We start from the raw sequence: 25,960 nt of genomic DNA, 5'->3' as shown, positions 1-25,960 counted from the left end.
TAAACCGGCGCTTCCTTTGCGTGAGAGGGAGGTATGCGAAGAGAGGTTACTTGTTGTCTTTCACCTCTTCGTAGTCTACATCGGCCACGTCGTTGCCGGCGGCGTTGGCATCGGCACCGGGAGCGGCGCTGTTACCACCCTGCTGGGCAGCCTGTGCCTGTGCCGCGTACATTTCCTGGCTGGCGTTGTTCCAGGCAGCGTTCAGCTTCTGCATGGCGGCGTCAATGCCTGCGAGGTTCTTCTCTTTATGGGCAGCCTTCAGTTCGTCCAGGCCTTCCTGAATTGCCTTGCGGTTGCCTTCGGAGATCTTGTCGCCGTACTCAGACAGCTGCTTTTCGGTGCTGAAAATCAGGCTGTCGGCATTGTTCAGCTTTTCTACTTCTTCCTTGCGGCGGGCGTCGGCGCTGGCGTTGGCTTCGGCATCGCGCTTCATGCGGTCAATCTCATCCTTGCTAAGGCCACTCGAAGCCTCGATGCGGATGTTCTGCTGCTTACCGGTAGCCTTGTCCTTAGCCGACACTGACAGAATACCGTTGGCATCGATGTCGAAGGTTACTTCAATCTGAGGAACACCACGCGGTGCGGGCGGAATGCCATCGAGGTGGAACTTACCCAGCGAGCGGTTGTCGGCAGCCATCGGGCGCTCACCCTGCAGAATGTGAATCTCTACGGATGGCTGGCTGTCGCTGGCCGTGCTGTAGGTCTCAGACTTGCGGGTAGGGATGGTGGTGTTCGCCTCAATCATTTTGGTGAACACGCCGCCCAGCGTTTCGATACCCAGGCTCAGCGGGGTCACGTCCAGCAGCAGTACACCGGCTACATCGCCTGCGAGTACACCACCCTGTACGGCGGCACCCAGTGCCACTACTTCGTCGGGATTCACGCTGCGGTTGGGCTTCTTGCCGAAGAAGTCTTCTACCATCTGCTGCACCTTGGGGATGCGGGTAGAGCCCCCGACGAGGATTACCTCATGGATGTCGTTGGGTTGGAGCTTGGCATCGGACAGGGCCTTGCGTACGGGCTCCATGCAACGGCGGAACAGGTTGTCGGCCAGTTGCTCGAACTTCGCACGGGTCAGCGTCTGAATCAGGTTCTTGGGCGCTACGGGGTCCAGTACGATGTAGGGCAGGTTGATTTCCACCTGGCTCTGACTCGAAAGCTCGATCTTGGCCTGCTCGGCAGCTTCCTTCAGACGCTGCAGGGCACGGGGGTCCTTGCGCAGGTCCACGCCTTCGTTCTTCTGGAACTCGTCGGCCAACCAGTCGATGATGACACGGTCGAAGTCGTCGCCACCCAGGTGGGTATCACCGTTGGTAGACAGGACCTCGAACACGCCTTCCGACAAGTCCAGCACCGAGATGTCGAACGTACCACCACCGAGGTCAAACACAGCCACTTTCATGGACTTGCCCAGCTTGTCCATGCCATAGGCCAGAGCGGCAGCAGTCGGTTCGTTTACGATACGCTTCACCTCCAGGCCTGCGATTTCGCCGGCTTCCTTGGTGGCTTTGCGCTGTGCGTCGTTGAAGTAGGCAGGTACCGTAATAACGGCTTCCTTCACTTCGTGGCCCAGGTAGTCTTCGGCGGCCTTCTTCATTTTCTGAAGAATCATGGCGCTGATTTCCTGGGGCGTGAACATGCGGTCGGCAATCTTCACGCGGGGGGTATTGTTATCGCCGCGCACTACTTTGTAGGGCACACGGTCTACTTCATTGCGGGCTTCGTCGTAGGTCTGGCCCATGAAGCGCTTGATCGAGAAGATGGTGTTCTCGGGGTTGACGATGGACTGACGCTTGGCCTGCTCGCCGACTTTGCGTTCGCCATCCTGCATGAAGCCTACCACCGAGGGGGTGGTGCGCTTGCCCTCTGCATTTACGATGACCACGGGCTCGTTGCCCTCCATGACGGCGACACACGAGTTGGTGGTGCCGAGGTCAATGCCAATAATCTTACCCATATTCAGTAGCGTTGGAGCGTAGGTGGTTGATGGATCGGGTGTCGGTGGGGTGCTTGCACGGTACCGACGAATCACCTCTCCTCAATGACAGTGCCAAGCAGACGCTTTCCGCGCCCACCTGCAAGAGTGTCAGCCCCGGACGCCATTCCCGCACCACATCTGACAGAATGGCCTATCGCTCTGCCGAATCGTACCCTTTCGCAGCACCTTCACTACCTTTGCGACATGGCCCTCCCCCTCCCGTCCGCCTTCACCGTCCGAATGCAGCAACGCCTGGGCAGTGAGTGGGAGGCTTTTGTGGCCGCGCTGGAAACCCCGCCGCCTGTCTCCATCCGGCTGAACCCCCAGAAGCCCTCGGCCTGCTTTGCCGATGCACCCGCCGTGCCGTGGTGTACCGAAGGCCGCTATCTGGCCGAGCGCCCCATCTTCACCCTCGACCCGCTGTACCACGCGGGGTGCTATTATGTGCAGGAGGCAGGCAGCATGGCCCTGTCGCTCGCGGTAGCCGAAGCCGCCCGCCTGCGCCCACTAACCCGCGCGCTGGACCTCTGCGCTGCCCCTGGCGGCAAAACCACCCTGCTGGCTTCGCAGCTACCCGCAGACTGTCTGCTCATCGCCAACGAGGCCGTGCCCAATCGCGCCGCCATTCTCCAGGAAAACATCCAGCGCTGGGGCAACCCCAACGTGCTGGTGGCCACTGGCAAAGCCGAAGACTACCGGCAACTGGCAGGCTTCTTCGACCTCGTCGTAACCGACGCCCCCTGCTCGGGCGAGGGCCTGTGGCGCAAACAGCACAGCGCCATCGGCGAATGGAGCCCCGAGGCCGTAACCGCCTGCGCCGCCCGTCAGACCGACATACTGGCCACGGCTGGCGAACTGGTGGCCGAAGGCGGGGTGCTCGTATACAGCACCTGCACCTTTGCGCCAGAAGAGAACGAAGCCCAGATAACGGCGCTGCTGGCTTCGGGCCGCTGGCGGTTGGTGCCCTTGCCGCTGCTGAACACCGTAGGCTGGAAGACCCTGCATAGCGACGCCGGCGACGTACTGGGATACCAGGCCATGCCTCACCTCGTACAGGCCGAAGGCTTTTTCCTGAGTGTACTGCAACGCACCACGGCCCCTGCCCCAGCTGACGAGCGCGCCCGCAAGCTGAACCTCCAGCCCGCCAGACTGCCTTCTGCGGCTGCCCCGTTCCTTCTGGCGCCCGCCGAACTGGAAATCTTCACCAAAGCCGAGCTGCTGCTGGGGCTGCACAGCGCCGTTGCCGAAGACGCCCTCCATGCACTGGCACACACCACCGCGGGCTTCCTGCAACCCGCACTGCCCCTGGGCGAACTCAAAGGCAAAGACTTCATTCCGGCCCATGCACTGGCGTTAAGCCACTGGCTGAACACCGCCCTGCCCACTGTAGAGCTGGACCACGACACCACCCTGCGCTTCCTGAAGAAGGAAACCGTGACCGCAGACGCCCCCGCGGGCATTGCCGCCATCTGCCATGAAGGTCACCCGCTGGCCTTTGCCAAAGTGCTGCCCGGTGGCAGGCTCAACAATTACCTGCCCAAGCAGTGGCGTATCCGTATGGAGCTGCCTGACTGACACTCCCGCTGGGTTTCTGCGTAGCTTTGTGCCACTATGCTGCTGTTACTTGCGGCCCTTCTCATCCTGCTCAACGGCTTTTTCGTAGCCGCCGAGTTTGCACTGGTGAAAGTGCGGGCATCTCAATTGGAGCCCCTGGTAGAGCAGGGCAACCCCACCGCGCGGGTGGCTCGCCACATCGTCCGTAACCTGGACCCCTATCTCAGCGCCACGCAGTTGGGCATCACGCTGGCCAGTCTGGGCCTCGGCTGGGTAGGCGAGCCCGCCGTGGCCGACCTGCTGGAGCCTGTCTTCGCACAGGTGGGCCTCACCGAGCCCATCGCCATTCATGCCTGGAGTACTGGCATCGCTTTCACGCTCATCTCCTTTCTGCACATCGTCATCGGCGAGGTAGCGCCCAAAACCATGGCGCTGGTAAAGCCTGTGAGCACCAGCCTGTTTGTGGCAGTGCCCATGCGTGCTGTTTACTACCTTTTCTATCCGTTTCTTGTGCTGCTGAATGCCAGCAGCAATGCCGTGCTGCGCCTCTTCGGCATAGATGCCCATCAGGGCCATGGCATGGGTGTAACGGCCGAAGAGCTGTACCACATCACGGCCAGTTCGGCTGCCGAGGGTGTCATTGAGCAGGGGCAGGGCGAACTGCTCACCAATGTCCTGTCGTTCTCAGACCGCGTGGCCCGCGAAATCATGGTGCCACGTGGCCGCGTGGTGTACGTTCGCACCACCCACACCCTGCAGGAAACCGTAAAGGTGGCTGTAAGCAGCGGCAAAACCCGCATTCCGCTCATCGAAGACAGCCTCGACAATGTAGTGGGCGTCATTCACCTGAAAGACCTGCTGCCTTACCTGCTGGATAACAAACCTGCCCCCAAGCTGGCTGCCCTTGCCCGCCGCGTTATCTTCGTACCCGAAAACATGCCGGCCCAAAAGCTGATGCTGGAGTTTCAGCGCCAGCGCAGCCATTTTGCCATTGTTGTAGACGAATATGGCGGCCTCTCGGGCATCGTTACCATGGAAGACGCGCTGGAAGAACTGGTGGGTGAAATCCAGGATGAGTTCGACTACGAGGCCCAGCCCATCCTCACTATCGAAGGCGGCTACAACATTGACGCGGGCCTGCTTTTGTCAGACCTCACACACCTGTTGCAGATGCGCGACATCGAGGCCGATGCCGATACCGTAGGCGGCTATGTGATGGAACGCATGGGCCGCGTACCTGCTGTGGGGGACAGCGTGGAAATACCCGGCTGGACCCTGCGCGTCAAGACGATGGACCGCCTGCGCATTCAGCGCATCGAAGTGCTGGCCGAAAGCAGCACCCCAGCCGCAGCACGAGACTAACCAACTAGCTGATCCCTTAGCGTGTCTTGCTGAAGAGTTGCCCTACCCGCTCGATGCCGCGGCGGAAGCTCTCGTAATAGAGCGTTACGCACAGCACACTGGTCATGAACCAGATGACCACCAGGTTGAAGGCAAAGGTATCCCACAGTTGGCCCAGGAAAGGCTTTCGTGGAGCAAAGAAGTGCGCCCGGTAATCGAGCCAGGCTCGGCCCGCCAGCGGCACATCATTGTAGACGGGGTCGGAGTTCTGAATCAGGCGGTTGCCGCTTTCCAGAATCTTCACTTCGTCGTCTCGGTTGGTGACGAGGTCCTGCACAGCCTTGTTGTGGTGCTGCATCTTCAGCGCAAGAAACTCGGCAGCAGCCGTGCTGTCCTGTGTCAGGGCAGCAATCCGGGTATTCTTGCTGGTCTCGGCTTTGCGGCTGCGCTCGGTATAGTAATCAGACAGTGACTGAATCACCGCCTTTGTTCCCTTGGCTACCTCTGCATTGAACTGCTCGGGCGTCAGCTGATCCAGCACAGGGAAGTCCTGGCCTTTGAAGCGGGCCACTTCCTGCCGCAATTCGGCCTGTATCAAGGCCAGTGCATCGGCCACCGCCTTCTCCTGCCCAGGCTTGCCGTGGCTGGTTTCCACCAGCGCCAGCTTGCCTTCCAGCTTGCGCAGCCAGAAGGCCAGCTTGTACTGTGCCTGGCTGAAGGTCCGCTCGTCGGTGTAGAAGTTCTGCTCATAGGCATTGTCGCGGAACTGCTTTACCGCCAGCCCCTCATAAGCCCAGCGGCTGGCCATCACGTCCCCTATCAGCGGCACCTGTCCGTCGGACGACAGCAGGGGATTCAGCTTCTCGAACTTTACGATGACCCCACTGAGGATGATCTGCGGAATCAGCAGAATGGGCACCAGAATGTAAATGGTTACGGCCGAGTCGAATGTAGAGGAGATGTTCAGGCCCATGAGGTTGGCGAAGCAACTGGCGCTGAACAGCACCATCCAATGTGCCAGGCCAATGTCTGGCACGCCCATGATAAGGTTGCCAATCAGCACAAAGGTGCCCGTCTGGATAGCCGAGATGGCAAACAGCACCAGTACCTTGCTCGTCAGGTAGGCCGAGCGGCTGAGGTTGAGGAAGGCCTCGCGCTTGCGGATCTTGCGGTCGCGCAGAATCTCTTCGGCACTCACCGTCAGCCCCATGAAAAGCGCCACCAGTATGCTGATGAACAGATAGGCGGGCAGGTTGATGTTGTCATATAGCGTGTAGCCGGACGTACTGGCTTCGTCGTGGCTGGCATAGCGCAGGATGCCCGCCAGCACAATGGCCAGCACTGGCGCCTCCAGAAAGTTGATGACCAGATACGAGTGGTTGGCCAGCTTGGAGAGCACATCGCGCAGGGTAAACACCCAGAACTGCCGCCAGCGCGGGGGCAAGGCCAGGTTCTTCTCCGGCGGGGTGCTGATGCGCTGCACATCGGGCAGGGCCACCTGCTTCTGGAACGCCTGATTCCAATCCTGTGGACTGTACTTGCGCTCGTCGGTGAAGTTGCCGTCTTCGTCCAGCACCTTCGTCTCGATGATGTTGAAGATCTGCTCGGGGTTCACGTTGCCGCACTCGCCACACTCTGCGTAGTCCGAGTTGATGAGTTCGGCCTGTCGCTTGAAGTACAGCACCGCCTCCACGGGGTTGCCATAGTAGATGGGCCAGCCGCCGACATCCAGAATGTATAATTTGTCGAACATCTTGAAGATGTCCGAGCTCGGCTGGTGAATGACCACGAACACAAGCTTGCCCCGCAGGGCCAGCTCTTTCAGCAGGTCCATGATGTTCTCCGAGTCGCGGCTTGAGAGGCCCGACGTCGGCTCATCCACAAACAGCACCGAGGGCTCGCGAATCAGCTCCAAGGCAATGTTCAGGCGCTTGCGTTGCCCGCCGCTGATCTTCTTGTTCAGCGGGTTGCCTACGGGTATGTCTTTGATCTCAGCCAGGCCCAGACTGCTCAGCATCTTCATCACGCGGTCGTGCAACTGCTCCTCGGTCAGGTCGGCGAAGCACAGCCGGGCGTTGAATTGCAGATTCTGGTACACGGTCAGTTCTTCCACCAGCAGGTCATCCTGACTCACATAGCCAATGACGCCTTCCAGCGCCTTGCCACTGCGGTGCACGTCTATGCCATTGATGGTGACACTGCCACTGCTGGGCGCCAGATTACCATTCAGCACATTGAGCAGGGTACTTTTACCACTGCCGCTGGCACCCATCAGCCCCACCAGTGCGCCGCTCTTTTCGCGCAGGTTGATGTTGTGCAGCCCCACCTTGCCACCCTTGAACCGATACTCCAGATCGCTTGCCTCGAATGACAGATTGGGTCGCGTCTCGCACCAGAGGAAACAAGCGATGATGTCTGAGTAATAGATGGGCCGGTGGTGCTGCTTTCGGAACACACTGCCCGGCGGCATGAAATACACCCGGCCCGGCACAATGGGCTGCCCGTTCATCAGCAGTTCGCCCTTGCCGTTGTACTTCACCAGATAGCCATCCACGCTTTCGGCGCGCAACACCGAGATGTAGCCGTCAAAGGGAGTGGTCTCGATAATCAGGTGCTCTTTCTCCAGCCCGGCAATGGGCTCGCCGATGCGCAGCAGATTGGGAATACGGAGGTTCTCGGGGTCGGCCCGAAAGACGAACATCTCCAGCGCCTGAAACTCCAGCTTGGGCACATGGTACAGGTCGGCCACGATGGCGGTAGCCGTAGCTTCACGCCGCGACACCTTATTGTCGGCATGTATCAGCTCCATCAGCTGCACCACCACGGCATACTTCTGCTTCTGGGTCAGCTCGCGGCCAGCCTCAGTGGCCACTCTGTGCAGGTCCTCGGTCTCGTCCAGCTTGGCATAATGCTGAAACACCGTCAGATACTTTTCTGCGGCACGAGGGTTCAGTTGCTGCCGCAGAAACGACTCCACCACACGCACTTCATCTTCGGTTACCTTGCCATCGCCCCGGGCGAGTATGGCAAACAGGTGCATGAGGCCATCGAGCAGTTTTTCAGACATGGAAACACAGAGGGGAAAGTGCCTGCCGCGGCAATGCTGCGCCAGACCTGTACAAAATACACCCCAGCCGTCAGCCTGCCAACCCTGCCGCTCCATTTCTTCCCTTAAAGCACAGAGCCCACTCCTGTGCGGAGTGGGCTCTGATACAATTGGGGGAAACCCCTATTACTTCATGGCGTAGATAACGCCACAGCAGCCTGTGCCACGGAAGGGCAGCAGCACCAGCATGTACTCAGCGGTAGAAGTGCAGTTCACTTCCATCATCTTGAATACACCTTCCTGGTCTTCGGTCATGTTGTGGGCGATGATGTTGCCCTTACCGTCCTGAAGCACCAGCACCAGCGACACGTTGTCGTTGGGAGGGCAGGCCAGGAAACGATAGGTATTGCCAGCATGCAGCGTGATTTTCATCTTGCCCCCCTTGGTGTCCAAGTCTTCATAGGCAGCATCTACCAGCGTAAAGCCGGCCATGGAACCCGGATTGGACTTGGCGCATTTTTCCAGTGAGTTGCCGCAGTTGGCGTATACATTGACAGCCTGCGGCAGACTGGCCAGCAGGAGCGAAAGCGTGAGAACGAGCGTCTTCATGGTAGCAGTGATCAGGCGGTGATGGACTTACGGATGGCGGCTATTTTCTCGGTAATGGCCTTAACCGTTTCTACGCTGATTTCAACCTTGCTGTTGTTTCCGGTGCTGACTACCACCATATCAGGGTTCGACTTCTTGTCTACCTTGGGGGCTTCGGTACCGTACGAAATCTTGACTGCGTCGTAAATTTTGCGCAGCGCCAGCAGTTCTTCAGCCAGCTTGGCAATTTCAGGGTTGTCTTTGTGCTGTTGGAGCAGGGGCAACAGGCTGTTGAGCGACATGACGGTCTCGCCAATGCGTGTACGCACCATTTCGCTGGGCTGGCTGCGCTCGAGCTGGGTAGCCAGATACAAACCTTCAATCCAGCCGCCAGCCACAATAAGAGCAGCGACATCGGGGCGGTTTACACTTTTCAGGTGGCTTTCGGCTGCTTCGTACTGTTCGGTGATGATGTAGAGCAGAGAGTCCTGGATGTTGAGGTTACGCTGTACGCGCTCCAGCAGGGCGGTTTCAAAAGCACCCGAAATTTCCAGGCCATTGCCCAGGGTTGTGGCAGCTTTCAGGTATTGAGCCGCGGCATCCGACTGGTTGAAGTAAGCAACGTAACCCAGATCAGCACCGTAGATGCCCAGGTTGAGGGCCTGCTTGGCAGTGGTGCTGTACTTCGATACGTCTTTGGGGTTCGACAGCATGGCGGCGCTGTACTTGGTGCCAGCCTTCTTCATCAGGTTGGCCATTTCCAGCGGTGAGGGCACGGTGTATACTACGCTTTCCACCTGAAGCATGGCCTGTTCGGGCAGCTTCATTTTCAGCGTGTCGGCCTCGGCATCAGCAGTGGCGCCGGAGTTGCCGCCCGAGCAGGAAGCCAGCAGGAGGCCAGCACCCGCAAGCGTGAGCATCCAACCGCGGAAGGGGCGTTGGAGGGTGTAGAGAATTGACATTGGCAGTTTGCAGTCTTTTGGAAGATGAGCCGGTATTGTCGCTAAAATATCTTAACCGGGCCGAAGAACCAACGGAAAGACTGTTTTTTCACTACCGTCACGCCGCTCACTACTTTTGCAGCATGGCTGCCCAACCCTCTGCCCCCCATTACTTCTACCGCGAACTGCGTCTTGGCCTGCTGGGAGGCGGCCAACTGGGACGCATGCTACTGCCTGCGTGCCACCGCTATGGCGTACACACTGCCGTGCTTGACGCAGAGAACCTAGCGCCTGCAGGTCCACTGGCCACCCGCTTCGACCATGGCAGCTTCCGCGACTATGACGCCGTAATGGCCTTTGGCCAAACCTGCGACCTCGTCACCATCGAAATCGAACACGTCAACCTTGAAGCCTACCGCGAACTCGAGCGTCGCGGCGTACGCTGCTATCCTCAGCCCGACGTGCTTGCGCTGATACAGGACAAAGGCGCACAGAAGCTGTTCTACCAGGAACAGGGCCTGCCAACTGCCCCTTTTCAACTGGTGGAGCATCCACGCCAACTGGACCCCGCCACCCTCCACTACCCCAGCATCCTGAAAACCCGCAAAGGCGGCTACGACGGTAAGGGCGTCATGAAGATTGCCAGCCCCACCGACCTGTATGAAGCCTTCGATGCGCCCTGCGTGCTGGAGCAGTGTGTAGCCATTGACCGCGAAATCGCTGTCATCGTGGCCCGCAGCGCCACCGGCGAGGTGGCAGCGTTCCCTCCGGTAGAAATGGCCTTTCATCCAACGGCCAACCTCGTGGAACTGCTGTTTGCCCCCAGCACCCTCACCGCCGAACAGGCTGCCGAAGCCGAAGACATCGCACGCCGCACCGCCGAGGCACTGGGCATTGTGGGCCTGTTGGCCGTAGAAATGTTCCTGGACCACGAGGGCCGCATACTTATCAACGAAGTAGCCCCCCGACCCCATAATAGCGGCCACCATACCATCGAGGCCAACGCTACCTCACAATACGAGCAGCACCTGCGGGCCATACTGGGCCTACCGTTGGGCAGCACCGAGCCATTTGCTGCCGCCGCAATGGTGAATCTGCTGGGCGAAATGGGCTTCAGCGGCCCGCCTGTCTACGAAGGCATTGAGGAAGCACTGGCTATGCCCGGTGTGCACCTGCACCTGTACGGCAAGCAGGAAACACGCCCCATGCGCAAAATGGGCCACATCACCGTAACCGGCGCAGACCGTAACGAGGTAATCGCTACGGCCCGTCGGGTACAGCAATTGGTAAAGGTCAAGGCGCGGTAAAGCAGCAGAGGCTATAGCTGCTTTGCCAGCAGTACACGGTCTGTACAGCGGAGACCACTCTCCCAAATGGGCGCTGTATAGTTCCGCACAAAGTAGTCGGGGTTAATGCCCACAATGCGAAAGCCCAGTTTCTGGTACAGATACAGCTGCCCAATACTGGAGTTGCCCGTGGCAATCCGAACCTCCAAACGCTGGTTTGTGGCGCAGTAGGCCAGCACCTCTTTCAGCAGGGCTTGCCCCAGTCCCCTGCCCTGCCAGTCGGGCCGAACTGCGATGTTCTCAATTTCAGCCACCCCGGGCTCGGGCTCGGAGAGCACGGCACAGGCGACCGTTTTACCAGCCACTTCTCCTACAAAACATGCACTGGCGGGCAGATAGCGGGCAATTGCCTTCGAATCAGGGTCGGCCAGCAGCAGCAGATCCGTTGGTGGGTATTGGCCCACGGGTAGCCGGGCTACTGTGAAGTTCTGCATGTCCGCTATTCTTCGCAGCCCAGCAGCCAGGTATCGTTCATGCCTATGGGGGCGCCGGGCGGTGCATCGGGGGCAGCGGCGGTAGCCTCGGTCTTTTCGGGCTTACCCGCAGCATCCATCAGACTGATGGCATGGGCGTAATAGCCTTTCTGCACGCTGTCGCCCGTCTGGTTCTGCCACGAAGACAGTTGGGTCTTGTAGTCGCGCAGGCGAGCGGCCACCCGTGCGCGTACCAGATCGCTGGCCTTGGTGTCGCGCGACAAGGCAATCATCTGGCGCAGCACCGCAAAGCGTACAGTCCACTGGGTATTCTGCTGCTGGGCATCGGCCACCATCGTCTGCTGCCAGGTGCCTTTCCACAGTGCATCCAACACTGCCTCCAGGCTCACTGTGCTGCGGAAGCGTGCGGGCTGTTGCAGCAGGCGTTCGGCACGGGCTGGGTGCAGCAGCAACTGCGCCACCATTCCGGCGGCAGCCTCTGCTGGGGCCAGGCCGTCGAAAGCAAGTCCGCTACGGCCCCGAAACGTTTCGCGGTCGCGCGGATAGCCCAGCGGCCGGGGCGGAATCAGATCCAACAGTGCCGGGGGTAACGTGAGCGCCTGAGGAGTAAGCGTAGCAATCAACCCTGCGAGTGCAGCTTTCTGCTGGGCATCGGGCACGGGAGCCAGCAGTATCTGGCGGTCGCCTTTCACGGCATATCGGTAATCAAGCCCGCCCACTACCTTGCTCACAGCCTCTACCTGATAGCGGTGCAGCAGATACAGCGGCACCAGTTGCTCTTCCAACGTAGCCCAGGGCATGCCTTTCCGCAGGTTGGCCTGGCCAAACTTTGCCAGCGCCACCCGGCGCACCTCCATCAGGCGGTTGAGCTCGACAGCGGGATCGGCACCGTTGTCCCACAGGTGGGCCTGTGGGTGTGCGCCACCGGGGTCGCGGGCATCGGCATCGGATATCAGTATCCAGTTGTTGCGAATGCCTTCCAGCAGAATGGCGTCCAGGTCGGCCTTCTCTGGCTCAGCACCCACAAAGTCGCTGTAGCCATAGCGGATGGCAATTTTATCCCACTCGCCGATCCCCTCGCGATAGGCGTTGTCCATGCGCACCTCGCCGTTCTCCAGGCGGAACCGGGGGTGCGGATAGTCCATCACCGAGGTGAGGCCGGGGGCGCTGGCGTAGTAGTTGTGCACCAGCCCAAGGGTATGGCCAATCTCGTGGGCAGCCAGTTGCCGCAGGCGCGCCAGTGCCAGTTCGCGCTGGGGGCCGTCAGCGGGCACCTCATCGGCATGGGCAGCCAGCAGGGCACTGGCAATCAGGTAGTCCTGCCGCACCCGCAGCGAGCCCAGGGTCACATGGCCTTTCAGTATCTCGCCCGTGCGGGGGTCTATCACCGAAGCGCCGTAGCTCCACCCACGGGTGGAGCGGTGCACCCACTGCACGGTGTTGTAGCGAACGTCCATGGGGTCGGCATCGGCGGGCAACAGCTTCACCTGAAAGGCGTTGATGTAGCCTGCCGCCTCAAACGCCTGGTTCCACCAGCGGGCACCGTCCATGAGCGCCGTACGGATGGGCTCGGGCGTGCCGGGGTCCAGGTAGTACACAATGGGCTCCTTTGCTTCGCTGGGCGCAGCACCGGGCACCTTCTTCTCCAGTCGGTGGCGGCAGATCACCTGCTGACGGATGGGCTCGGTAAAGGGCGTGGAGTAGTCGAACCAGTCGGCGGCAAAATAGCCCGCGCGGGGGTCGAACTTCCGGGGGCGATAAGTACCCAGTTCGGGTAGTTTGATGAAGCTGTGGTGTTGACGCACAGTTACATGCCCGGCAGTGGGGGTTACGCTGCGCAACCAGGCGCCAGCACCACCGCCACTCAGGGTAACGGTGGCTTCTACTTCTGTGTTCTCGGGGAAGTTACGAGTGCGGGGGATGTACAGCGCCGACCGGCTGGCATCGGCATTGTAGCTGCCTTGGTTGCTGCCGCGCAGAGCACCCGCCACATCGTGGGCGTCGCGCAGGAAGAAGGCGGTAGCATCTACCAGTACGCGGTGGTCCTGCACAGCCTCAGCCTCGAAGCCCCAGATGACCGACTCGGCAAAGCTCTGGGCCACGGCCTGCTGCTCCAGCGTGTCGGCCGCCGATGCGCGGTAGTCGAGGTTGCGCTGCACCAGCAGCACTTTTGGCCCAACCTTTCGGAACTGTACCACCCGCGAACTGCCCAGCTGGCCACGGTCCAGCCCGATGTCGTTGCTGCCAACGCCTGCCGGCAGCGATACCTGATACAGGAAGTCTGTATTCCACTGACCAATCTCCAGCCACAGCTTGCCCGTCATCTGGTCCCAATACAGCGGCATGAACCCGTCCAGCCGTTTCATGGCTTGTGTACGACCTGCAATTACATCCTCAACAGGTGCAGGCGTGGTGGGCGCAACAGGTGCACTGGGCTTTTTCTTCTGAGCAGATAAGTAGGGTACTGCATTCAGCACCAGCAGACAAAACAGTAAAAACAAACGCATAGACAACAACGCCATTGGGCGGCTGCCTCAAGATAGTTTGCGCTTGGCGTTTGTCCTAGCCGGGACTCAGGGCTCAGTAGGTGATGCGGAGTATGTCCTGGTCGCGCCGCACGAGCAGATAGAACTCGTTCTTCTGATCGTCATAGCGCAGGGGCGACAGCAGTTCATGGAAGGGCTTGGTGTTCACCGTGAACGAGCCGTGTTGCAGATACCAGCCTTCAGGCTGCTTCATCAAAAACAATAGACGACTGCCGTCTTTGCTCGCTACCAGATTCTTGGCTTGCACGTAGGGCTTGTCTGCTTTGCCGTTCACTACAAGTGCCGTGCCCTGTCCTTTGATGCGGGCAAGACATATCAGCTTGGAGCCATCCGGGGTAAACTGCAGGTCGTCAACGCCAGCGTAGGTATCGCTGCCCTGTCCATCGTGGTATACCTGCCACTCGCGGTCGCGATAGCCCACAAAGGCCACCGAGTCGCGCTCGGGGTGGTAGCACAGCTGCACCATTTCGTCGAACTCCGAGCCGGTGTGACCATTGTGCACCAGCACCTTCTTGCCGCCCTGGCCCGCAATGTAGGCGTGCGCCATGTTCTTGGCAGGCCCCCAGGCAAACGTGTGAATGCGTTCGTAGGCCTTCTGTGGCGAAACCCCCAACACTACCGACTCACTGGCGGTATCACCTGCCATGTAGGCTACGTTCTTGCCATCGCGGCTGAAACTGATGCGGCGGATGCGGTCAAACACTGGCCCCTGCTTGCCATTGTGTACCACGCACAGTTGCCCGCGCTGGTTGGCCAGATATGCCAGTTGGCTGCCATTGACCCCAAAGGTGAATTCGCCAACGCCATCAAACTCCTCCTGCTCCACGCCATTCACCACAGCAAATACCTTGGCGCCCTTGCGCGCCCAGTACACTACAGTCTGGCCGTCAGGGCTGTATTGCAGTTCGCCACTTGCGGCATAGCCTTCATGGCGCTGGCCGGGGTGTTGCAGCTCCCATAAGCGGTTGCTGTAGGCAAAGTATGACAGCTGGTTGTTGGTGGGGTTGAACACCAGTTCACGCGTAGCCGATTTGGGGCCTGTTACCACGGGCTTGCCCCCGGGTGCCTGTTCCAGCAGGAACATCTGCCTGCTGTTTACGCCCAGCGCAGCAAAGCCCTTGCCGTCCTTGCTGAATGCCAGCTGGCTGATGGACTCGAATACCTCGCTCTCCTTGCCATCCACCATCAGCTGTGCCCTTCCATCCGCCAGCAGCTTCACAAACGCATAGCGGCTGCCATTAGGGCTGAAATACAGCGACTGGATTTTCTCAGGATCATAGGTTACGCCGTCTATCAGCAGCAGCTTTTTGTCGCCCGATGCCGCCTGGGTATACCAATGATACCCACCGGCATGGCTGAACAGCCCAGCCTCCTTGAACGAGAACGAGCCTGAGGGCAGACTGGTGAGTATGGCTTCACTATAGCCGCCACCACTGCTGGGGGGCGGGGTTTGTGCGGCAGGTGCTGTGCTGCTGCCGCTTGTCATGTATGCCAGCGCTTTGCCTGCCTTCTCGGCACTTTCCACCTCGTTGCGTTTGCGTGTCAGGAACGCAACACCCTCGGTATTGCCTGCCAGGGCACTGCCCAGACTTTCAACACTCGCGCGGGCAAGTTCATAGGCCTGTTGGCGCAGGGCTGCTTCAGCCTTCAACAGATACCCCCCAGCATGGGCTGGCAGGCTCAGGCGTAAGCCCACTTCATCCACAAATTGCCCGATGGAATCGGAGTGCTGACCATGGCGGGCCAGTTCCTTTACCAGTGGTTCCAGGGCCTCACCCCCAAAAACACCCGGATGGCCTTTGGCCCAGAGATGCGCATCAATCAGTGCGTTAGCGATGCTGGCAGGCAATTTCAACTGGTCGGCCTGTTGCAGCAGTTCCTGTTCTACCTCGGGCTGCAGTTCCGCGCCGGGCACACGTGCATCCAGTGTGGCCAGCAGTTGACCTAGCGCAAGCTCCTGCGAATCAGCAGAAGAAGGGGGAGTAGCAATCATGGCAGCAGGAGAGGTAGTTGTTGTGCAATACAAAATAAGCCCAGAAAGGCCCAAAACACCTAACGGTTAGTCGGTATTTTTACCTAATCCCGCATTTGTGGCAACGCAACGCCTCTACGCTTCCGGTGTCTTTACTCCGCCTAACTTGGCCCCGACATGCTGACCCACCCCGCCGACACCCAGCCGTCTGTACCTTCGCCGCCTCTCCTTACTGACGCCGAACGCGCCGCACGCCTGCGCTACATGGCCCGTATCGCCACCGGACTGCTCATTGGCATGGCGCTGCTGTTTCTTGCCACCGAGCTCTGGCAGCAGCAATTGCCCAGTTGGGTGCGATTTATCAACGCCTTTGCCGAAGCAGCAATGGTAGGCGCTCTGGCCGACTGGTTTGCCGTAACGGCGCTCTTCCGCCGCCCACTCGGCCTGCCCATTCCCCACACCGCCATCATCCCGGAGAAAAAAGAACGCATCGGTATGAGTCTGGGCCGTTTCGTCCAGACCAACTTTCTCTCCACCGAGGTGCTGAGCCAACGGCTGGAAAAACTCTCGGTGTCCGATCGCGCGCAGCAGTGGCTGGCCGAGCCCGAAAACGTGCGTCTGCTCTCTGGCAAACTCGCCAACAGCCTGCCCGGCCTGATGCAGATGCTGCACGAAGCCCAGGTGCAGGATGCCCTTGCCAAAACCGTAGACACCCAGCTGCGCAAGCTGGACGTTGCCCCCCTCCTGGGGCAGCTGCTAACCGTTGTTACCAGCAAAGGCAAACATCAGGACGTACTGGACGAACTGCTGAAACTCGGCGAAAAAGCATTCGCCAACAACAAGCGCCTTATCCGCGAGCGGCTGAAAAAAGAAAGCCCCTGGTACGTACCTGGATTCATCGACAACCAGGTGTATAACCGGATCGTAACGGGCGTGGAGCAGACCCTGCAGGAAGTCAATGCCCGGCCCGACCACCCCCTCCGCGACCAGTTCTCCCTGCTGCTGGAAGACTTCATAGAAGAGCTGAAGCATTCCGAAACGCTGCGGCTGCGACTGGAGCAGGCCAAAACCAACCTGCTGGACAGCCCAGAAGCCAACACCTATCTGCAGAACCTCTGGGAGGGCATTCGCCGCAAGCTGGAAGAAGATGTTGCCGCCGAAAACTCGGTCATACGCCAGCAGGTGGAAGAAGCCCTGAAAAAACTGGCCCAGCGCCTGCTCGACGACCCCGACCTGCGCCAGCGGCTCGACGGCTTTGCCCGCTCCACTCTCATCGCCATAGCCGAAAGCCAGCGCGACAGCATCGGCCAGCTCATCTCCGACACGGTAGCCCGCTGGGACACCCGCACCCTCACCGAGAAGCTGGAGCTTCAGGTGGGCCGCGACCTCCAGTTCATCCGTATCAATGGCACACTGGTAGGCGGCGCCGTGGGGCTGCTGCTCTACCTGCTCAAGGGTGTTATCTGATATCCCCTGCTGGCTTCTTACTTGAGAATGGCGTCCAGCCAGTTCTGCTCGGCAGCAGCGTCCACGTCGCTGGGCAGCTGACAGCCATAGGCAATACCCGCCTCGGCTGGCACCGACAGTGCTTTGGGCGCATCGGGCCGGTCCATCATCACATCCAGCGCCAGACGCGCGTATTCAGTGCCGGGGTCGGTGCAGTAGCGGGCTTTGTTGTAGTTGCCCCGGTAAAAGAGCCTGCCTTCGCGCGTGAGTACCACCGCCTGGGGCGTGGAATACACGCCGCAAGAGTCGGCAATGGAGCCGTCGAGGTCATAGACCACCGGCACTCGCAGGCCCAGCCTGGTGCGTGCTTCATCACCAGCCTCGCGGGTAGGTACCTGAAGCACCGCAACTATCTGTAGATCTGAGCCATACCTTGCCTGCAGGGCGCGAACATGGTCGAGATTAAAACGTGAACAGGGACACTGCGGATTGAAGAAATGCAGCAGTGTAGGCTTGCCGCTGTAACCCTGCAATGCACCGGGCAGGTGCACTTCGGCACCCAGCGGGCGCTGCACCAGCTGTACAGGGCGAGGCGTAGGCAGCAGAAACTTCAGCTCCTGCTGCCAGAACACCACCCCTACCAGGGAAAGACACACTACCGCCAGCAGCGCGGCCAGCAGTCCTTTTCGGCCGAACGTGCGGCGGGGGAGTGGAGGCTTCTCTGGGGAGTATGACATGCTTTTCCGTGTTCAGGCAAACAACTGCCTTACTTACGCCGCCTGCCACGAAATAGTTTAGATGCAGCCAGGTATTTACCACGCTGAGGGCCAAACGACTGAAACAGCCTGCCAATTGGTGGCCGCCTACCCTCTCTGCGGGAGTTGCCACGGCCGTCAGCCTTTCGCTAGTTTGCAGCCACACTTCAAAGCACTTCTCCTCCATGAGCAAACGTATCGGCATCCTCACTGGCGGCGGCGACTGCCCCGGCCTCAATGCAGTTATCCGCGCTGTCGTCAAAACCGCCATACTGGAGCATGGCTGGGAAGTCATCGGCTTTGAAGACGGCTTCGAGGGCCTCATCTTCGACCGTCACATGCCGCTCAACTATGAGAGCGCCAGTGGCATTCTAGCCCTCGGGGGCACCATCATCGGCACCAGCAACAAAGCCAATCCCTTTGGCTACGCCCGCCAGCTGCCCGACGGCACCATCGTGAAGGAAGACGTGAGCCAGCAGTGTGTAGACACCTACCACCGTCACGGCCTGCATGCGCTCATCTGCGTGGGCGGCGACGGCACCCTTACCATCGCCAACCAGATGGCCAACCGCGGCGTGAATGTGGTGGGAGTGCCCAAAACCATCGACAACGACCTCGTCGGCACCGACCAGACCTTCGGCTTCGACACCGCTGTCTCCATCATCACCGAGGCCGTAGACCGCCTGCACACCACCGCCATGAGCCACAAGCGTGTGATGGTGCTGGAGGTAATGGGCCGCAACAGTGGCTGGCTGGCCCTGTATGGCGGCGTAGCTGGCGGTGGCGACATCATCCTGCTGCCCGAACTGCCCTACGACATTGAGGCCGTGTGCCGCAAGGTGAAGCAGCGCAGCCAACTCGGCAAGAAGTTCACCATAGTGGTAGTGGCCGAAGGTGCGGCGCCCGCAGGCGGCACCCAGACGGTAGACCGCGTGGTAGCCACCAGTGCCGACCCCATCCGGCTGGGCGGTGTGGGCCGGGTGGTAGCACAGGAAATAGAGGAACGCACGGGTCTGGAAACGCGTGTCACAGTGCTGGGCCACCTGCAACGCGGCGGGTCACCCACCGCACTGGACCGTATTCTCTGCACCCAGTTTGGCAAAAAGGCAGTAGATATGGCTGCCAACGGCGATTTCGGCAAGCTGGTGGTGCTGCGCAACAACCAGTTGGAAACAGCCCCCATCGGCGGCAGTGCAGACAAGCAGCGCCTGGTGCCCGCCAACCATCCACTTATTGAAGCAGCACGGGCGGTAGGCACCTCGTTTGGTACCAGTGGCGAATAAGCGGAACGCCAGCCTCAGTCTTCTACTGCCAGAATCACCAGCTCGGCCACCCGCACGGGCTCGCCCAATTCTGGGGTGTACCACAATACGGTTTTGCCTGTAATCTGCCGTCGCCAGCGCAGGATATCGGTCGCTTTGATAACGACGCCGGTTTCTTCCTTCACGCCCCGGAAGCGGAACTCGCGCAGCGAGTCGCCGCGGGCGGTCTGCAACACATACCGTTGCAGAGCAGGACACCCCGAGTCGGCGGCCAGCACCAGCCGGAAGTAGTCATCACGTTTCAGGCGCTTCACTTCCACCTGTAGTGGCGCGTCGCCACCACTGACAGAGCGCACCAATTCCTTCTTGTTGTAGGATACACTCCAGTGCTGGGCCATAGCCAGCACGGGTAGGCTCCCCAGTGTCAGGAGCAGAATCAGGGTTCGCATGGTTTATCGAGCGTTGGTAGTAGAGGCAGGTTGGAGGCTGTCCACCGCGGCGGGCAGCTGTTGAAAGGGGGCGAGGCCCGCCTTATGGGGGTCGCCCGGCAGAGGATAGAATACGACCGACCCCAGACGCGTGGCAGCATCATATTCGCCCAGGGCCGCTTGCAGCAGCACTTCCAGGGCGCCACGCACTTCGGCTTCCAGTTGGTCGGCATAGCCCTGAACGTACACCGCCAGACGCACACGCCCTGTCTCCTCGCGGGTGGCCCTGAACCAGATCTGCTCGGGCCGCAGGGCCACCCGGTCGGTTTTGATACCGTAACTGGTGCCAATGCGGGGCCGAAACGCCACCACCTGCCAGTGCTCCATCTCTGGCGACTGCCGCACCAGCCGCAGTACCACTGGAAACAGGGCAGACTGTCCATCGGCACTTACCACAAACTGCCGGCGGCCATCCGGCGCCGTGCCAAACTCATAGGCAAGCCCTGTATGCACCTTCCGCAATTCGGTGGCTACCTGCCGGGCCAACGGATGGTCTGCCTGGGCAGTGCGCAAGGCTACCTCGTTTGCGGCAAACCACTGCCAGAATGCCACCTCGCTTGCTTGGGCGCGCGCACCCTTTGCTGTACAAAACAGCAAAAAAAGTATAGTGAAGGCGGTTTTTGGCCAATGCATGCCCTCAAAATGCCAAAAAGCTGCGAGGCGCCAAATAAAAAGACGGGGCCTTGTGAGGTCCCCGCCTTGCCTTTTGTACCAATTGGTTGTTATCAGAGCTTGGCCAGCAGTTCGGCCTTCTTGGCGTTGAACTCCTCGTCCGTGAGGATACCTGCGGCTTTCAGTTCGCCCAGCTCTTTCAGCAGCTTCATGATCTCGTCTTTCGACTGGCCACCCTTGGCGGCGGGCTGCGCAGCAGCGCCACCACCTTGCTGCTGTTGCTGCATCATCTGCATCATCTGCTGGGTCATATTCATGCCCATGCCCATTTCCATCATGGTCTTCATCATGGAGTTGCTGTCAGCACCAGGGGTGCCAGGCATGGCCATGCCCTGAGCAGCCATAAACTGCATGAACTTCTGCATGTCTTCCACGCTGCCGCTCATTTCGGCCTGCGCTTTCAGCTTCTGCAGTTCCAGCATGTTCTCCTGCATCTTGCGCTGCATGTCCTGCTCCAACTGGGCACCTGACACACGGCGAATCTTGCGGGCGTCCATGTCCTGGCGGGTCAGTTCCTTCTGGATTTCCTCGGGCAGGCTCACGTTCTCCACGTTGAACTGGAGCAGCGAGAGACCCGTCGACTGGAAGTCGGGTTGCAGCATGGGCAGCAGTTTTTCACCCAGATCATGCGCGTGGGCGTGGATGTCGTTGAGTGAGCTGCCTGCCTTTTTTAGCGCCGAGCCAAAGGCCGATACTACGCGGCTGCGGAAGTTCTCCAGCAGTTCGTCGGTGGTAACGTGGGCGTCTGTGCCAGCGAATTCCTTGAAGAACACCGCAGCGTCCGTGACACGGAAGCCGAACGTACCGAAAGCACGCACCGGCACGGCCGACGGAAACTCGGGGTCAGTCACCATGATGGGCGCAGGTGTACCCCAGCGCAGACCATTGAACTGCCGTGTATTGACGAAGTAGATATCTACTTTGAAGGGCGAATCGAAGCCGAACTTCCAGCTGCGCAGCGTGGTGAGCAGCGGCATGTTGCGCGTCACCAGCTCGTAGCGGCCCGGCTGATATACATCCGCAATGCGGCCTTCGTTTACAAAGATGGCGACCTGGCTTTCGCGTACCGTCAGCTGGGCACCCATCTTGATCTCCTTGTCCTGGTCAGGAAACTTCCAGACCACGGTGTCGCGCGAATCGTCGACCCACTCGATCACTTCGATCAGTTGGCCACGAATGAAATTGAAAAGACCCATTGCAGTTGTCAGTATAGGTTTTGATAAAGATAACGTAAATGCCAGAAAGCTGCATGCCCGGCGCTGAAGGCCGGGCATGAATGCAGTTATTCCATCGGCGACGAGTATCAGGCGTCTTTGGCAGCGGGGCGGCGCCACAGGGGAACCATGCTACAGGGCTCGCCATACATCAGTTTATCGGCATGGGGCATCAGGCGGCGCACAGCATCGGTATACGCGGAGGCTGGCACTGTTCCGCAGCCTTTCAGCACAATCTTTTCGCCGGCGTACTGGCTCCAATCCACTGCGTCAAATGCGCGGCGGTACAGTTCGCCTTCCAGCTCCTGAGGTGTGCCCAGCAGATAGCTGGAAGTGTAGGGCGATAGTGCCGTGCCTATCAGCATGTAGGCCCATGCAGGTATGATGGCATCGGCTGAGCAGAACACCGCCACGTGTTTGCCAGCATACTGCGCCCAGTCGTGTGTTTTCACAAACTCCCGGAAGTCTTTCTCGCGCAGGATGAGCCCCTGAAACAACTGGGGTTGTATGTCGAGCGCTGCTACCTCGCCCGCCGGACGATAGTCCTCCAGATTCAGCGTAACCAGCGCGCTTTGCGCCACGCGGTTCACCAGTGTAGGGTCTGCTTGCATGCTCCTATAACGAAAAGACCGGGGCTGTCAGTTCTCCAGCGTAAAGCCGAGAGTCAGCACCACTGAGTGAATGATGCGGCTCGTGAGTGCCTTGGGGGCATAACCTGCACCCAAGCCGCCGCCGTTGATGCCGCCACTGAAATCGATGGGAATAGCGGAGGGAACGCCGCCAGAAAAGCCAGAGGTATAGGCTACATCCGGGGTGCTGTACAGGTTGAACATCTCCGGTACACGCTGTCGGGTATAGGCAATGTCCAAGGAGAAACGGCGCTTGCGATAGCCGATGCCCCCGCTGACCATCTCCCGTGAGGCGTCAAAATCGCGGAACGTAACATCCCCGGTAGCCGAATTGTAGGTGGTCATGTCGGCATAACGGCGGCCTTCTGCACTCAACGGACTGCCGTAACGGGCGTAGCCGCCCCGGAGATAGAAGCTTTCCAGGCGTAATTCGGCCCCGGCACGATAGTTCACCGCACTGGTATATAGCCGGTTAATGGCGTCATTCTCTGCGCGGAAAGTCAGGTTGTTGCCCGTACCGTCAGTTGGCGGGTCGTAGCCAGAGTTTCGGTAGTCGGTATACTCTACATCGCCCGTAATAAGGCCATACTCGCCCAACAGGAACATAATACCCCCATTCGCACGGAAAGGCGTGGTCATGAAATAGTTGTAGGACCCTGCCTGAATATTGTCGGAGGGGCTGGCGTTAGGGCTGGGGTTGCGGCGCCCCGCACGGTCGTAGAGGTACATCTCAGGGCTGTACTCCACCGTCATTGACGCATAGGTAGGCGTTTGGATGGAGGCCCCGATGCGTACAAAGTCCAGTGGCTGGTACATGAAGCCTACCGTCAGGTTTACGCCCGCACCGTAAACACGACGCTGGTCAAAGTAGTCGATCCGGTACTGCACCGAGTCGGCAGTGGCAAACTGGTTACCGTAAAAAGGATCGTTGTAGTAGCCTGTGACATCGGTCTCGTTGTACTGCAGCTCCTGACGGTAGTTGAAGTCCATGATGCCGATACCGACGCCCACAAAAAATTCATCGTCGAAGTTCAGCGCACCCGAGATGGTCCATTGGTTGGTGCGGCCACGCTCTACAATGTTGAAGCTCTGCTGCACATTGGCCTCGTTGAAAGCGGCCTCGTACAGATTGTCGGTCAGATAAGCATAGTTGCCATTTGCGTAGTAATCCTTCACATTGTCAATGGCATAGCTGCGCCAGGCGGCGTAGGAGTAGGCATCCAGCTGGCCTGAGGTGAGGCCATTGGCCTGCCCTGCGAAGAAATCGCCAATAGTATTGTAGGCGTTGTAGGCATTCCCCGAGGTACGCCGATGGGTATTGTACTGCTGGTTGAAGCCGATACCCACTGCCCATGACTTCAGGCCACCCCGGCTGTTCATCGGCTGACTGATGACCAGACCCATGTTGGCAAAGCCAAAATTGAAGCGGTTGTCGCTGGCACGGCCATCGAGATAGTCAGTGCTGTTCTCGATGTTGCGGAAGCCTGGCGAAATAACGAGTTCCGTGCGACGGTAAAGACCCAGGCCTGCCGGATTCAGTGTGGCCGCTGAGAAGTCGCCCCCTACAGCAGTCATGGCGCCACCCAGCGCAAGACCACGGGCAGTGCCCGAAGGCGAAGTCATGGAAAAACGGAGGGCCTCGATCGTTGTCTGGGCCCAGCCAGCTGCTGGCAACGCACCCGTCAGGGTCAGGGCCAGCAACAGTCGGAACGAAGATCGTTTCATGAAGAGGGTACTAGGTGAGAGAGGGGTAGTGAGCGTGCAAAACACGGCAAAAGTCCTCGGTGAATGTTACCTCAAGGACTTTTGCGCTCAGAAAAGGTTTAATCGGTCAACGAAGTCAGATTAGCGGGGACCACGGCCTCGGCCACCGCCACCACCTGAAGGCGCGCTGCCACCCCCAGAGGGAGCGCCACTGCGCGACCCGCCCCAGCTCCCAGAAGAGCCACTGGGCGAGGAACCGCGGCCCCACGATCCGCTGCCGCTGTTGCCACCACCCCATTCAGAGCGGGGGCGAGAGGCAGGTTGCTCATTCCGGGGCTGTGGTCGATAGCCACCATCGTCGCCACGGCCACGGCTGCGACCGGGATTATAGTCCGGCTGCCGGGTGTTATAGTCAGGACGCGGCTGGCTGCTGTTGTCCGGTTGCTGCGGGCGGTAGCCACCATCGTCGCCTCTACCACGCCCACGGCCGGGGGTATAGTCGGGGCGGGGCGTGTTGTTGTTGTAATCTGGCTGCTGCGGGCGGTAATCGCTGTCGCCTCCACGCCCACGGCCGGGGTTGTTATACCCACCGTTGTCCGGGGTGGAAGGAATGTTGTTGTTGTAACCACTGCCGGGATTGTTGTCGCGGCCACGGCCACGACCGGGGTTGCTGGTGGTGTTACCTCCATTGCCGGGCGTTACGTTGCCGGGTGCCCAAGTGCCGTCGTCATGCCCGCGGCCTGCAGCGTCGTCGTTGCCACGGTCGGGCTGCGGATCAGCCGGACGTTGACCACCACGGCCACGGCCTCCACCTGTGTTCGGAGGCACGTTGGTGCCTCCACCAGGGTTGTTCGGATAGGTAGTGCCACCGCCAGGAGAAGTAGGTGTATTGGGCGCCCCACCACCGCGGGTAGGACGGCCACCTGCACCAGGCCAGCTGTTGCCGTTGTTGCCATTACCACCTTGGCCATTATTGCCCGGCGCGTAATAGATTCGGCGACCATTGTTCACGTTCTGGAAATAGACACCTCGGCCGGGGGTATTGCCAACCTGGTGTACGCTGTAGGCGGGTCGGCCCCAGCCGCCACCCCAGCCGCCACCCCAGCCACCGCCATAGTAGCCGTCCCAATAGCCATTCCAGTAGCCATTGTTGTAGCCAGCGCCGTAACCGCCCCAGCCACCCCAACCGCCACCCCAGCCCCAGGGTCGGTTCCAGCCCCACGGACGGCCCCAGCCGCCACCCCAGCCCCAGCCAATGGAGACGGACCAGCCGCCGCCCCAGCCCCAGCCAGAGTTCCAACCCCAACCGCCGCCCCAACCCGGAGCGTAGTACGATGGCCCCCAGCAGGGATCATACCAGTAGTTGGGCACTACAATCACAGGGCGGTAGTAGACCACTGGCCGGCTGTAATAGCCGTTCCGGTAAGCCCAGGTATTGTCGAAGCGGCGCAGGCGGGCAGAGTAATAATAGTCTTCCTCGTCCTCGCCGTAATACTCGTCCTCGCCTCGGTTGCTGTAGCGATACTTCTCGTCGCGAGAGTCGGCATAGCGCTCAGCGTCAGTACGGCGACCGGCACCGTATGCCTGATACGATGAAGTAGTACCAAGGTATTGGTTCTCGCTGGCAGCAGACTGCTCGCTGTAGTAATCTGAACGATAGCCATTGTCAGCGTCGTTGTCCGATGACCTGTTGTCATAGACAGGCTGCTGCTGCGCAGGCTGTTGCTGCTGAGCAGGTTCGTATCGACGGGCAGGTTCGTTGGATTGCTGAAAGCTTTCCAGACGGCTCCGATTCCGCTCGCGCACCCGCTCGGCATCTCTGCGCCGCTTACTTGGCGTAGCGTACACATCGTCCTGCGCATGCAGGACCGCCGGCAACGCCACCAGGCTCACCGAAGTGGCCAGTGCGGCAAATGCCAGCACAGAGGTTAGGGACTTTTTCATAGTCGGCCTTAAATGAGGAACGTCTACGTGCTTCTATAGGAATTTGAGCGAAATTCGTGCCGAAGGTTTAATGGCTTCCTGCAATTACCCTCCTAAAGTA

General features: G+C 59.8%; 19 protein-coding genes. 5 read left to right on the top strand and 14 right to left on the bottom strand.

Features of this window, described 5'->3' with window-relative positions; translation table 11 throughout:
• Positions 1-46: 46 nt before the first annotated feature.
• A complete protein-coding gene (gene dnaK, locus AC2D8O_RS03840) occupies positions 47-1,957 on the bottom strand; it encodes a molecular chaperone DnaK (RefSeq protein ID WP_484677469.1) in 1,911 nt (636 codons plus the stop codon).
• A gap of 225 nt (positions 1,958-2,182) precedes the next feature.
• Between dnaK and AC2D8O_RS03835 the strand changes: the two genes are divergently transcribed.
• A complete protein-coding gene (locus tag AC2D8O_RS03835; protein WP_484677468.1) occupies positions 2,183-3,553 on the top strand; it encodes a methyltransferase RsmF C-terminal domain-like protein in 1,371 nt (456 codons plus the stop codon).
• 36 nt (positions 3,554-3,589) lie between these two features.
• Positions 3,590-4,894 (top strand): hemolysin family protein, encoded by a 1,305-nt coding sequence (locus AC2D8O_RS03830; RefSeq protein WP_484677467.1) that lies wholly within the window; start codon positions 3,590-3,592, stop codon positions 4,892-4,894.
• A gap of 16 nt (positions 4,895-4,910) precedes the next feature.
• Here AC2D8O_RS03830 and AC2D8O_RS03825 read toward each other — a convergent pair whose 3' ends face one another.
• The 3 genes from AC2D8O_RS03825 to AC2D8O_RS03815 form a co-directional block, all read right to left on the bottom strand.
• Positions 4,911-7,940, bottom strand: a complete 3,030-nt coding sequence (locus AC2D8O_RS03825) for an ATP-binding cassette domain-containing protein (protein WP_484677466.1) — start codon at positions 7,938-7,940, stop codon at positions 4,911-4,913.
• Positions 7,941-8,105: 165 nt separating this feature from the next.
• Entirely contained in the window at positions 8,106-8,528 is a 423-nt protein-coding gene (locus AC2D8O_RS03820) for a hypothetical protein (RefSeq protein WP_484677465.1), read from the bottom strand.
• 11 nt (positions 8,529-8,539) lie between these two features.
• Positions 8,540-9,469, bottom strand: coding sequence for a hypothetical protein (locus AC2D8O_RS03815; RefSeq protein WP_484677464.1), 930 nt, complete (start codon positions 9,467-9,469; stop codon positions 8,540-8,542).
• Positions 9,470-9,591: 122 nt separating this feature from the next.
• On the opposite strand from AC2D8O_RS03815, the gene AC2D8O_RS03810 reads away from it, so the two are divergent.
• Positions 9,592-10,755 carry a 5-(carboxyamino)imidazole ribonucleotide synthase gene (locus tag AC2D8O_RS03810; protein WP_484677463.1) on the top strand — a complete coding sequence of 388 codons (1,164 nt, stop codon included), beginning with the start codon at positions 9,592-9,594 and terminating at the stop codon, positions 10,753-10,755.
• 11 nt (positions 10,756-10,766) lie between these two features.
• Here the strand turns inward: AC2D8O_RS03810 and AC2D8O_RS03805 are convergent, their stop codons facing one another.
• From AC2D8O_RS03805 to AC2D8O_RS03795, 3 genes are all read right to left on the bottom strand, one after another.
• Positions 10,767-11,228 carry a GNAT family N-acetyltransferase gene (locus tag AC2D8O_RS03805; RefSeq protein ID WP_484677462.1) on the bottom strand — a complete coding sequence of 154 codons (462 nt, stop codon included), beginning with the start codon at positions 11,226-11,228 and terminating at the stop codon, positions 10,767-10,769.
• A gap of 5 nt (positions 11,229-11,233) precedes the next feature.
• Positions 11,234-13,735: a zinc-dependent metalloprotease gene (locus AC2D8O_RS03800; RefSeq protein WP_484677461.1), complete on the bottom strand. Its 2,502-nt coding sequence runs from the start codon at positions 13,733-13,735 to the stop codon at positions 11,234-11,236.
• Between the two features lie 73 nt (positions 13,736-13,808).
• Entirely contained in the window at positions 13,809-15,767 is a 1,959-nt protein-coding gene (locus tag AC2D8O_RS03795) for a hypothetical protein (RefSeq protein WP_484677460.1), read from the bottom strand.
• Positions 15,768-15,923: 156 nt separating this feature from the next.
• On the opposite strand from AC2D8O_RS03795, the gene AC2D8O_RS03790 reads away from it, so the two are divergent.
• Positions 15,924-17,213 carry a DUF445 domain-containing protein gene (locus tag AC2D8O_RS03790; RefSeq protein WP_484677459.1) on the top strand — a complete coding sequence of 430 codons (1,290 nt, stop codon included), beginning with the start codon at positions 15,924-15,926 and terminating at the stop codon, positions 17,211-17,213.
• Between the two features lie 17 nt (positions 17,214-17,230).
• Here the strand turns inward: AC2D8O_RS03790 and AC2D8O_RS03785 are convergent, their stop codons facing one another.
• Positions 17,231-17,929 (bottom strand): TlpA family protein disulfide reductase, encoded by a 699-nt coding sequence (locus tag AC2D8O_RS03785; RefSeq protein WP_484677458.1) that lies wholly within the window; start codon positions 17,927-17,929, stop codon positions 17,231-17,233.
• 203 nt (positions 17,930-18,132) lie between these two features.
• On the opposite strand from AC2D8O_RS03785, the gene AC2D8O_RS03780 reads away from it, so the two are divergent.
• Positions 18,133-19,230 (top strand): 6-phosphofructokinase, encoded by a 1,098-nt coding sequence (locus AC2D8O_RS03780; protein ID WP_484677457.1) that lies wholly within the window; start codon positions 18,133-18,135, stop codon positions 19,228-19,230.
• A 14-nt stretch (positions 19,231-19,244) separates the two neighbouring features.
• Here the strand turns inward: AC2D8O_RS03780 and AC2D8O_RS03775 are convergent, their stop codons facing one another.
• The 6 genes from AC2D8O_RS03775 to AC2D8O_RS03750 all read right to left on the bottom strand — a co-directional run bounded on the left by AC2D8O_RS03775 (position 19,245) and on the right by AC2D8O_RS03750 (position 25,860).
• Entirely contained in the window at positions 19,245-19,658 is a 414-nt protein-coding gene (locus AC2D8O_RS03775) for a hypothetical protein (RefSeq protein WP_484677456.1), read from the bottom strand.
• Between the two features lie 3 nt (positions 19,659-19,661).
• Entirely contained in the window at positions 19,662-20,249 is a 588-nt protein-coding gene (locus AC2D8O_RS03770) for a hypothetical protein (protein WP_484677455.1), read from the bottom strand.
• Positions 20,250-20,422: 173 nt separating this feature from the next.
• Entirely contained in the window at positions 20,423-21,565 is a 1,143-nt protein-coding gene (locus AC2D8O_RS03765) for an SPFH domain-containing protein (RefSeq protein WP_484677454.1), read from the bottom strand.
• 107 nt (positions 21,566-21,672) lie between these two features.
• The gene (locus AC2D8O_RS03760; protein ID WP_484677453.1) at positions 21,673-22,194 is read right to left on the bottom strand and encodes a DUF2480 family protein; all 522 of its coding nucleotides are present in this window, start codon (positions 22,192-22,194) and stop codon (positions 21,673-21,675) included.
• Positions 22,195-22,221: 27 nt separating this feature from the next.
• Positions 22,222-23,937, bottom strand: coding sequence for an OmpP1/FadL family transporter (locus AC2D8O_RS03755; protein WP_484677452.1), 1,716 nt, complete (start codon positions 23,935-23,937; stop codon positions 22,222-22,224).
• Positions 23,938-24,057: 120 nt separating this feature from the next.
• A complete protein-coding gene (locus AC2D8O_RS03750) occupies positions 24,058-25,860 on the bottom strand; it encodes a hypothetical protein (protein ID WP_484677451.1) in 1,803 nt (600 codons plus the stop codon).
• Between the last annotated feature and the right edge of the window lie 100 nt (positions 25,861-25,960).

The sequence above is a fragment of the Pontibacter sp. T17 genome (assembly GCF_057219875.1).
This window is presented reverse-complemented; position numbering and strand designations above follow the sequence as displayed.